Below are 9,032 nucleotides of genomic sequence, written 5' to 3'. Positions count from 1 at the left end.
CAGGGCATCATCCGGCGAGCATTGCGCGCATCTGGTCGATCTCGGCCTGCTGCGACGAGACGATGGTGCGCGCCATGTCCACCGCGGCGGGGTACTGACCGCCCTCGATCTCGCGCTGCGCCATCATGATCGCCCCCTCGTGGTGCGTGATCATCTGGGTCAGGAACAGTCGGCCGGCTCCGGCTCCCTGCGCATTCTGGAGCGCGGCCATGTCGGCCTGCGACATCATGCCGTGGCCGCCGGCGGGCATGCCGGGCATCGAACCCATGTCGCCACCGGCCGGCATCTGGTGTCCAGGCATGTCATGGCCGGGCATCTGGTGGCCGGGCATCGCACCGCCCTCCGGCGGGGTGGAACCCACCCCCCATTCCTGGAGCCAGCCCTGCATCTGCTCGATCTCCGGGCCTTGGGCGCTCTTGATCTGTTCGGCCAGCGACACCACCTCAGGGTCGATGTCCTGCTTGCCCAGCAGCATGTCACTCATCTCGATCGCCTGCTGATGATGCGGGATCATCCCCTGGGCGAACATCACGTCGGAGCCGGTGTGCGCGGTGGCACCGGAGGCCACGCTGGAGGTGGCCGACGCGGCGGCGGAGGTGGTGGCCGAGTCCGACGACGAGTCCGTCGACCCGTTCGAACACGCGCTCACCACCAGTGCCGACGCGGCGATCGCGGCAACGCCGAAACGAAATCCCTTGTGCTGCATGGCGCATCCTTTCTCAACGGCGTCCGAGACCCCGTCAGGCAGGCAGGATCTCTGCTTCCAGCCTCCGACGCCCGGATAAGGGTGGGTTCGTGTTCCGGTGAAGATTCGATGAAGGCGACGACGTCCACGACGAAGATCGACATTGGCGCTCGGGCGACCTCAGCAGGCGCGCACCGGAGTCGGCCACGGTGGCGAGATGAAGAATTGTGTGGTCCCGGCTGGTTTCGAACCAGCGACCTTCCGCGTGTGAGGCGGACGCTCTCCCACTGAGCTACGAGACCGGCCATCCGACGAGTCGAACGAGGCAGAAGACTAACACGCGGCGCCGGTCCCCCGAGAATCCCCCGGCTGTCGATTCGGCAGTCTGCCTCTGCTCAGCGCCCTGCGTCAGTAGTGTCAGGCCATGAAGCGCTGGATCTGGGCCGCCGCTGCGGGGGCGTCGGCCGCGATGCTCACCTCCCCGACGGCCACGGCCGATCTCGTCGGATTCACCTCCCCGAGCGGCAACATCGGCTGCATCCTGACCGACGAGATGGTGCGCTGCGACATCGCGTCACGGAGCTGGGACCCTCCCCCTCGGCCCGCCGACTGTCCCGACGTCACCGGTTACGGCCAGGGCATCACGTTGAGCCCCACCGGGCCCGCGGCGTTCGTCTGCGCCGGCGACACCACGCTGGGCAGTGGGCCTGCGCTGCCGTTCGGGCAGTACGAGGCCGGAGGCGGTATGAGCTGTAACAGCGAGCCGTCGGGCATGCGGTGCTCAAACTCCGACGGCCACGGATTTGTCCTCGCCCGGGAGGCCTATCAGGTGTTTTGAACCGCGGCACGCCGCACGGGCAAGGGATTTGTATATGCCCGGCTCAGTGGACTAATGTCGTGCATCGCGACGGACGACGATCTCGCCCGTGGCACGCGGATGTAGCGCAGTTGGTAGCGCATCACCTTGCCAAGGTGAGGGTCGCGGGTTCGAATCCCGTCATCCGCTCGAGGATGCAGTGGCATCAACCCCAGCGGTGGAGTGGCCGAGTGGTGAGGCAACGGCCTGCAAAGCCGTGCACACGGGTTCGATTCCCGTCTCCACCTCCAAAGTTTGTCCCGGCGCGATTAGCTCAGCGGGAGAGCGCTTCCCTGACACGGAAGAGGTCACTGGTTCAATCCCAGTATCGCGCACCATTGTTCGGCGAGGTCAGGCCCGGTTTTCACCGGGCCTTCGTCGTTTCCGCGCAATAAACGCGCAATAGGGCCGGTGGGAACAGCGTCGCCCCGGGAGGAAACGAAATGACGCAAACGAACCCTTACCCCGTCGATTCCGCCACCCGCACCTGCTGCGGAGGTATAGGCCGCCACACCCGCTACTGCTCGGCGGTCCACCGGATCACCGACCACCCGGCCATCGTGCACACAGCAGACTCAGGCATCATCCTCGATCAGATCGACCACGAATTGCCGTTGAACTCCGACCAGGCGCGAGAGCTTGCCTCTGCACTGCTCGTCGCAGCTGTGCAGGCCGACAAGACTGCGCAGCGATGAGCGCCCAAGCTGATGACGTGTTCGCGCTTGCCCGTCTCGACCTGGCGCACGAAGCGAACGCCATGCTGACAACCCTCCGCTACGAAGACCTGACCGGCGGCGACCTCGCCGCCCTCGTCGCGATCCTGCGGACAGTCAACGAGCGCCGACAAGCGCGTGTCGGCTGTCCAGTGGTAGCACTCAGCGTTGTAAGGGATGGCAAGCGATGAGCGACCGCGACGGGGGCTCGGACCGCCCCGTAATAGCAACGGTGTCCGCAGACGACGACGGCGTCCGGGCACATGTGGTGTGGCTACTGAAGGCGATATTGAACCGTGTCAGCCCCGACGACCTCTCTACCGACGAGATGATGGCGGTTATCGCAACGCTCACTCCTGCCCATGCCCGAGTCCTAGCGCTGCGTGAGCGGCCGACACGCTTAACTCTCGTCGGCAAGGGTGACCGATGAGCGCGGCGAACCGCACGGCGTTAGTGAACGAGCTGCGCGAAGCCCTGGCTGATCTCGCCCCGGCCGATATGAGCACCGACGAGATCATCACCTTGCTGACCGTCGTGAGGACGCCGCTGGAGCGCAAACAGATCCGGCAGCAGAAACCACCGATCCCGCTGCGGCTCATGCGAGATCCCGAGCGCGTCTGAACCCCCGAAGCCCAGTAGCGCCCCGGCTCCGTCGATACGGTGCCCGGGGCGCACTGCTGTCATAGCCCGCGCGGCCAGCCCGCAGCGTGGTCGCGGCCCATCTGTAGGACTACCGGGCTAGGCTCCCCACCATCGATAATGCTCTTGTAGTTCCAGGTTCCCGGCAGACGCATCAAATCCTTATCGGTGTACTTGGCGTCCCCGTCCAGCGTCACCGCCAGCCGGCGGCACAACGCTTCATGTCGCGTCACCGAAACTGAACTTGGCAGCGGCACGTAGACGTGACCGTGACCGCCAGTGCCCGACCACACGATGAACCCGCCCAACCGGGCCACCTTCTCCTCGTCTACATCAATATCGACATCGGCGTGAATCAACGCCCGGCGCACCGATCCGCCCTTCTCCCGCCACGGCACCCGCATCAGATACGGGCACACATACACATCACCAACCGGGGCGCGCTCCGCGAACCAGTCGGCCGCCCGGTCAACATCCCGCGGCCAACGGACTGCCACCTCGTTCCACTCGTGGTGGTCATACATGCCGCCCGGATGCCGAAACGGGTCGCTGCCGACGGCCCCACACAACCAGCCCTCCGCATCACCAAAGCAGGTTTCAAGGAACTGCCTGGCCTCGTTCATGCGGGGTCGTCCCTTCAAAGATCGCGGTACTCGGCCAACTCGGCATCGGCCGACTCGACGACACCGAGCCACTCCACCGAATCATCCGGGGCGACACGGGCCATCTGACGAGACCCCGAGACCCTCGCTGGCCGCCCCGACCGGATCACCTCGGGCAACGCCCACCAACCCACCACCGCGGGCTCATAGCCGTGTAAAGCGTCGAGGGTCGCCTGGTACTGGTACCGGCCCGGTGACCTCTCAGCGTCCCGCTCATAGGCGACAGTCACCGACCCATACAAGCCGTCATGGCTCACGCTCGGGTCTCGCACAATCTTCGCCATCAGGCGTTCCTCCGCTTCGGACGCTCCGCACCCCACCGAGCCCGCGCAGCCTCCGAATGCTGCCGCGACCCTTGTTCCGGCGCCAGCGTGTCGAGATTCAGGCGACGCAAATGCTCTGACACCGCCAACCGCTGCAACCGCTGCTCGGCCGCCAACTTCACAATCATCGAAGGCCGGCGCTCTCCGGCCCGCTCGGCGTCCAGCAGCTCATCGAGCACATCGACAACCTCGGCAGCCGCAACCGCAGCCTCGACATGCTCACGCTCGCGCGCATCCCATTCCAGGGTCGCCCCGATCTGCTGACCAGCCTCAGCCAGCGCAGCGTCCAAGCCAGCGCGGACACGCTCCGCAGCAGTCATATTCATCTCCTCATCTCAGGCCCGAAAGTGCATCCACGGAGCGGCAAGCCCTATGCCATCCGGGCTTGGATCGAGGGAGCGGCAAGCCCTATGCCATCCGGGCTTGGATCGAGGGAGCGTCGAGCCCCCTCCCCAGGGGGTTGACCTGCGGTGATGGTGCTCATGCCGCTGGCTTGCGGGTGAGGCAGGGTTCGCAGGCGGCGATCTGTTTGGTGGGGTGGATGTGGTTGCCGATGATGTTGCAGCCGGGTTTGCCTATCTGGCATCGGAAGTCGTCGCGGGCGAGGATTTCGGCGCGGTGGTGGCGTGCGGCTCGGCGTTGGGCTCGTTCGGCGGCTCGGGTCATTCCCGGTTCCTTGGTTCGTGGGGTTGGGGTGTTGCCTGCGGTCCCGGCCCGCCATGAAAAGGCCGGGACCGCAGGCGTTGTGGGTGTGGCTGCCGCTGTTGGTGAAAGGAGGCACCGTGAGGGCGCCGCGACCCACGTCTTTTAACTGCCGGGCAGTGCGATTCCGAAGGTGCCGCAGCGTTCGGGACGCACGACGTTCCAGCCGATCCGCCAGGTGGCGCGCACGAGGACGCTGTCACTGCGGAACAGGGCGTGCTCACTGGTGGCGACCTTGACGGGTCCGACGGCGGAGACTACGGCGCTGCGGTCGACGACGATGCCGGAGAAGGCCGGTGCCCAGCGGTTCACGAGGACGGGCAGCGAGAGCAGCATGGGGACGGCGTCGGTGGTGCCTGCGCCCAAGAGGCTGGAGTTATAGGAGGCGCCGGTTTTGAATTTGCGGATCGATGCCCAGCCGAGCGGGTCGACGATGATGTGCGAAGGCGTGGAGCCTTCGGCTTCGAGTTCGGCGATGAGATCGACGAGGGAGTCGAGATCCCCGACGAGGTCGTTGCCTTCGGTCAGGCCGTCGATGTTGATCAGGCCGGCGGGCGGATGCACCGCGGGCGGGGTCGGCGCGACCTGCGCGAGGTAAGCCTGATCGGCGCGCTTGACGAGGGCGCGGGACACTGACTGCGCGATCTGCGAGGCGGTGCCGTCCTGGCTGAATTGCTCGGCGGAAAGCGGGACAAGCTGGGAAATCTTGCCGGTATGTACGAGGACCTCTGCCAACGTCGGGTCGGATTCCGGTATTTCGGTTGCCTCGGCGATGAACTGGGCGTCGGCGTCGTCGATGTAGGCGACGTGCAAGGACGGCTTGTCACCTTCGATGCTGCCTGCGACAGTGGAGGTCTTGAGGATGAGCGCTTCGGGCACGACGTCGGCGGCTGCGAAGGTGGTGTCGTCGGGGCGCCAAGCGTAGGCGCTGGTGGTGGTTGTTTCCATTGCCATTGTGTGTCACTTCCCAGTGTTGGCAGCGTCCACGGAAGGGATTGCTGCGGTGGAGGATTGGTTGTCCTGGCGGCCCGCTGGGCTGCGCCTGGTTCCCCCGCTGGGGTGACGGTGCGCTCGGGGTGGGCTCCCGGCCCGGATGCCCGAGCGCACCTCCCAGTTTAGCGTTCCTTCGGGGCGAATGCTGCTGTGAATGAGTCGCGGCGCGGGAATGTTTGTGCAGCAGCGCCGGATTGGAACCCTGCTGGCTTGTGGCGGGTGATTCCCCAGTGGGCGTGGGCGGCGAGAAGTGTTTTGGTGAGGTCGTCGACGCGTTTGGGGTCGATGTTGCCGTCGTCGTCGAGGAGGGTGTCGAGGGTGGCTCCGTCGCGCCAGACGTCGGCGGGGTCGGCGAGGCGGTCGGCGACGAGGCGTTCCACTTCGCCGCGTTGCAGGATCTCGAGTCGGGCTTTGAGGGTGTCGCGTTCGGATTCGGCGGTTTGTGCTCTGCGCCGGTACTTTCGGGCTTCCTTGACCGCGTCAGGGGTGGCGTCGGGGTGGTCCTGGTCGGGCTCGTCCGGTGCGGTGTCCGTGTCGGCGCCCTCCGGGGTGGTGGATTCTTCGGGCGTGGCGTCGGGGGCGTCGGTGTTGTCAGTCATCGTTGTCATTCCTTCGGTAGAGGTCATCGAGATTGGTGATAGCGCGCGTGATGAACGCTTCGGATTCGGTTTGGGTGACGCCGTTCTCGTCCCATTCAGTGACGGTGACGGTGTGGCCGGGCCCGGTCGGGATCGGTGGCGCGTCCGGGTCCGGGATGTGCGCGACGATGTCTTTGGGCGGCCGTTGGTATTCGGGGAATCCCTCGGACAGGTCGTGTTCTTCGCTCATGGCGTGGTGTTCCTTTCAATTGTGGCGCTGAATTGGGTTATTGCGTCACCGGCGACTGGTCGGCATTCGCGACAGAGGCCGCTGGGGTGTCGTGTGGCCCACTTCTGGCAGAGCAGGCACAGGCGTGTGGTGCGGCGGCGGGTGGATGTCATGCGGTTTTCCTTGGCCTTCCTGCTTTTTGGGGGTTGAGTCTGCCGGCGACCACACCGGGTGGACGCTTGGACTTCGGTAGTTCGTCGAACCACGTTGCACAGGACGCGAGCGCCGGGCACAGACGGCACAGACCGAGCGCTTGTGAATGACGCTGGGCGACAACGTCCTCAGATTCGTCGGACGCCGCCTCGTCAAACAGATGCGGCTTACCCCGACAGCGGGCACCGGGTAGTGACGGCGCGCCGCGCTGCGCGGCGAACAGGTCGGTCGGGTGATGGCTCATTCGTGCTCCCATAGGTGTGCTCGTCGCATGAGTTCTCCGGTGGTCCAGGGCCAGCCGTTGCGCTCGAATCTGGCTTTGGTGCGCGACAGCCAGTCGCCATGTGCTTGCAGGATGTCGTTCTCCAGTTGCAGCCATGCCAGGATCTCGGCGGCAGCTTTGGCGTCCCAGTACGGGTAGACCAGAAGGCCGAGCGGCGTCTGTTGCGCGATGTCGTTGAGGTGGTCGCGCTCCTGCTGCGACAGGCCCATCCACCAGTCATGCGCGGCGCTCATGCCGCACCCGCCGAGCAATCGTCGCGGTGCCCTTGGGTTTGGATGTGGAAGCCGCATTCGGTGCAGCGGCCGGGGCCGGTGATGATCGGTGGCGGAATTGGCTTCGGTGGGGCACCCGGTTCAACCCGGTGCAGTTGGTTATCCCGGTTATCCCGGTGCATCTCCGCACCGGGTTCGCCAAGATAACCGGGTGCACCGGGGGGTGTGTCTGAGCTTTGCAAGCGCAGACGCTCCCATACCGGGGTGAGCTGTTTGCGCAGGTAGCCACGCGGGCCACGTCCACCAGGGCGCTGAGACGTGACCTTGGCTGCTTGGGTCAACAACTTGCCCAACCGGGTCGGCGTGATCGACTTGCCGTACGGGCTCGATGGACCCCAGTAGTCGGGGTTGTGTTGCACCAGCAAATTGATCAACTCGCCGGTGGGTACGAGGTCATCGCGGTCCGGCCAGACCTTGCGGAGGTCAGCGAGCAGCACCATGCCGGGCGGCAGTGCGCGTAGCCCCGCGTCGCGCTCGGCCTGGTCTTCGGCGAGTCCTCGCTTGATAAGGCTGTCGACCACGGCGGGCCAGTCTCCACCAGCAGCGACCGCGACACGCTTGAGTGGGCGCCACTTCTCTTTCGCGCGGCGTACGCAACCATCGGGCAGCTCCACTGCCAGGCCCGCTACCAGTTCCCGCACCGCATCGGCGAACGCGGCGATACGGTCATGGAGCCGCTGAGCCTCATCCTCGATCAGCTCCCAGTCCGAATCCTCGGTGACATTGCCGTAGTCGGGCATCAGCAAGATGCGAATGATCCGTGAGCGGGTGTCATCTGGTAGATTCGGCGCGTTGCCGGATAGCACGACGGGCCCGAAGGTCGACATCTCTTTGGCTTCCCAGCCCCCTCCTTTCACAGGTACCAGCGCGGGTCGGGTGGCGCCGAGCCGATAGCCGCTATTGATGATGGACAACAGATCCGGCGTGGCAGGGCCGTCCGGGCGCAGCACCCGGTCAACCTCGTCGATTTCGACGGTTCGGATTTCCTGGTCCAAGAGCCGAGGTATCAGGGCAGGCGACGGCGGGCTGGCGACCAAGATTGCCCGCCAACACAACCGGTATAGATGGTCCAGCACTGTCGTCTTGCCAGACTCGGGAACTGTCGAATCCAGTTGCAGCCGTGGCGTTGTCCGCAACTCTGTCACAAGGTGGGTGTGGACAGTCCATACCGCGAGCAGCGCCAAGTCTCCATCATCTGTCACGCAGATGAACCTTCGGAACCATGCCTCGACGTCATCGAGGAGCTGGGCGCCATCAGGGTTGTCCTCGGCGTACCACTCAACAAGCTCGTCGGAACGGTCGACGGTCATTGCAGCCACCCCCCAACCTTCGGGAGAAATGTCTGACGCGCAGTCCACGGACGTGCTGCGAAATAGGAATTGTGTTGAGTCACCAGGCGGGAAGTCGCGGCCCAATCCGCACCCGCCGAGATCGCCGCCGATGCGTCACAATCCGCTGTCTGCCAGCCTTCGACCCGCAGAATCCAGTGCTGGCCCGCGTCCAAAACCGCAGCCCACTTCACCGGATCACGGTCGTCAAGCAGACACCATTCCGGCGATCCGGCCATCGGCCAGTCGCCGGCTTTCTTGAGCTTCGGCAACACGAACGCGTGCACGTCGGACCACGACACCTGTTGCGATGCAGACTCGTACGTCATGCGGTCACCGCCTTCGCCTTGGCGTGGCAGTGCGGCCCGCGCATCCGAGCCAGACTCGAATCAGTGGCGATGACGTGCCCGCAGTCGATACACCGAGCGGAGACGGCGTAGCCGTGATCGGCCAGTAGCTCGATAGCGGCACGCACGGCACGGTCCTGCGCGCTTTCGGGCTCGTGACGGTAATCGCCGCTATTCTGGTGGTAGTCCGTCGCCCTGGACTTTGATGC

16 protein-coding genes and 4 tRNA genes are annotated in these 9,032 nt (G+C 65.3%); 8 read left to right on the top strand and 12 right to left on the bottom strand.

Going from position 1 to position 9,032, the window contains the following annotated elements; all coding sequences use genetic code 11:
- Positions 1–7: 7 nt before the first annotated feature.
- Together DYE23_RS11905 and DYE23_RS11900 are read right to left on the bottom strand one after the other, a co-directional pair.
- A complete protein-coding gene (locus DYE23_RS11905; protein WP_115327278.1) occupies positions 8–706 on the bottom strand; it encodes a DUF305 domain-containing protein in 699 nt (232 codons plus the stop codon).
- Between the two features lie 209 nt (positions 707–915).
- Positions 916–987, bottom strand: a tRNA-Val gene (locus tag DYE23_RS11900).
- Positions 988–1,109: 122 nt separating this feature from the next.
- Between DYE23_RS11900 and DYE23_RS11895 the strand changes: the two genes are divergently transcribed.
- From DYE23_RS11895 to DYE23_RS30610, 8 genes are all read left to right on the top strand, one after another.
- The gene (locus DYE23_RS11895) at positions 1,110–1,523 is read left to right on the top strand and encodes a DUF6636 domain-containing protein (RefSeq protein WP_099961350.1); all 414 of its coding nucleotides are present in this window, start codon (positions 1,110–1,112) and stop codon (positions 1,521–1,523) included.
- A 95-nt stretch (positions 1,524–1,618) separates the two neighbouring features.
- Positions 1,619–1,691 (top strand) — tRNA-Gly (locus DYE23_RS11890).
- A 27-nt stretch (positions 1,692–1,718) separates the two neighbouring features.
- A tRNA-Cys gene (locus tag DYE23_RS11885) sits at positions 1,719–1,792 on the top strand.
- Between the two features lie 12 nt (positions 1,793–1,804).
- Positions 1,805–1,879, top strand: a tRNA-Val gene (locus DYE23_RS11880).
- A gap of 105 nt (positions 1,880–1,984) precedes the next feature.
- Positions 1,985–2,236, top strand: a complete 252-nt coding sequence (locus DYE23_RS11875; protein WP_115327277.1) for a hypothetical protein — start codon at positions 1,985–1,987, stop codon at positions 2,234–2,236.
- Positions 2,233–2,445, top strand: a complete 213-nt coding sequence (locus tag DYE23_RS11870; RefSeq protein WP_115327276.1) for a hypothetical protein — start codon at positions 2,233–2,235, stop codon at positions 2,443–2,445. Before DYE23_RS11875 ends, DYE23_RS11870 begins: the two co-directional genes overlap by 4 nt.
- Positions 2,442–2,684 (top strand): hypothetical protein, encoded by a 243-nt coding sequence (locus DYE23_RS30615; protein WP_147292281.1) that lies wholly within the window; start codon positions 2,442–2,444, stop codon positions 2,682–2,684. Before DYE23_RS11870 ends, DYE23_RS30615 begins: the two co-directional genes overlap by 4 nt.
- Positions 2,681–2,875, top strand: coding sequence for a hypothetical protein (locus DYE23_RS30610; RefSeq protein WP_147292280.1), 195 nt, complete (start codon positions 2,681–2,683; stop codon positions 2,873–2,875). Before DYE23_RS30615 ends, DYE23_RS30610 begins: the two co-directional genes overlap by 4 nt.
- Positions 2,876–2,934: 59 nt before the next feature.
- Here the strand turns inward: DYE23_RS30610 and DYE23_RS11865 are convergent, their stop codons facing one another.
- The 10 genes from DYE23_RS11865 to DYE23_RS11815 all read right to left on the bottom strand — a co-directional run bounded on the left by DYE23_RS11865 (position 2,935) and on the right by DYE23_RS11815 (position 8,805).
- Positions 2,935–3,516, bottom strand: coding sequence for a hypothetical protein (locus tag DYE23_RS11865; protein WP_115327275.1), 582 nt, complete (start codon positions 3,514–3,516; stop codon positions 2,935–2,937).
- Positions 3,517–3,530: 14 nt separating this feature from the next.
- On the bottom strand, positions 3,531–3,785 hold the full coding sequence (locus tag DYE23_RS11860; RefSeq protein WP_147292279.1) for a hypothetical protein: 255 nt from the start codon (positions 3,783–3,785) through the stop codon (positions 3,531–3,533).
- Positions 3,786–3,838: 53 nt separating this feature from the next.
- Entirely contained in the window at positions 3,839–4,198 is a 360-nt protein-coding gene (locus DYE23_RS11855; RefSeq protein ID WP_147292278.1) for a hypothetical protein, read from the bottom strand.
- A 160-nt stretch (positions 4,199–4,358) separates the two neighbouring features.
- A complete protein-coding gene (locus DYE23_RS11850) occupies positions 4,359–4,544 on the bottom strand; it encodes a hypothetical protein (protein WP_115327272.1) in 186 nt (61 codons plus the stop codon).
- Between the two features lie 141 nt (positions 4,545–4,685).
- A complete protein-coding gene (locus tag DYE23_RS11845; RefSeq protein ID WP_115327271.1) occupies positions 4,686–5,534 on the bottom strand; it encodes a phage major capsid protein in 849 nt (282 codons plus the stop codon).
- A gap of 161 nt (positions 5,535–5,695) precedes the next feature.
- A complete protein-coding gene (locus tag DYE23_RS11840) occupies positions 5,696–6,172 on the bottom strand; it encodes a hypothetical protein (protein ID WP_115327270.1) in 477 nt (158 codons plus the stop codon).
- Complete coding sequence (locus DYE23_RS11835) at positions 6,165–6,401, bottom strand: hypothetical protein (RefSeq protein ID WP_115327269.1); 237 nt, start codon at positions 6,399–6,401, stop codon at positions 6,165–6,167. The genes DYE23_RS11840 and DYE23_RS11835 overlap by 8 nt, the downstream gene beginning before the upstream one ends.
- A gap of 432 nt (positions 6,402–6,833) precedes the next feature.
- Positions 6,834–7,109 (bottom strand): hypothetical protein, encoded by a 276-nt coding sequence (locus tag DYE23_RS11825; RefSeq protein WP_115327267.1) that lies wholly within the window; start codon positions 7,107–7,109, stop codon positions 6,834–6,836.
- Positions 7,106–8,458, bottom strand: a complete 1,353-nt coding sequence (locus DYE23_RS11820; RefSeq protein ID WP_115327266.1) for a DUF3631 domain-containing protein — start codon at positions 8,456–8,458, stop codon at positions 7,106–7,108. Before DYE23_RS11820 ends, DYE23_RS11825 begins: the two co-directional genes overlap by 4 nt.
- The gene (locus tag DYE23_RS11815; RefSeq protein WP_115327265.1) at positions 8,455–8,805 is read right to left on the bottom strand and encodes a DUF2742 domain-containing protein; all 351 of its coding nucleotides are present in this window, start codon (positions 8,803–8,805) and stop codon (positions 8,455–8,457) included. Before DYE23_RS11815 ends, DYE23_RS11820 begins: the two co-directional genes overlap by 4 nt.
- Between the last annotated feature and the right edge of the window lie 227 nt (positions 8,806–9,032).

The sequence above is a fragment of the Mycolicibacterium gilvum genome, assembly GCF_900454025.1.
GTDB lineage: Bacteria > Actinomycetota > Actinomycetes > Mycobacteriales > Mycobacteriaceae > Mycobacterium > Mycobacterium gilvum.
This window is presented reverse-complemented; position numbering and strand designations above follow the sequence as displayed.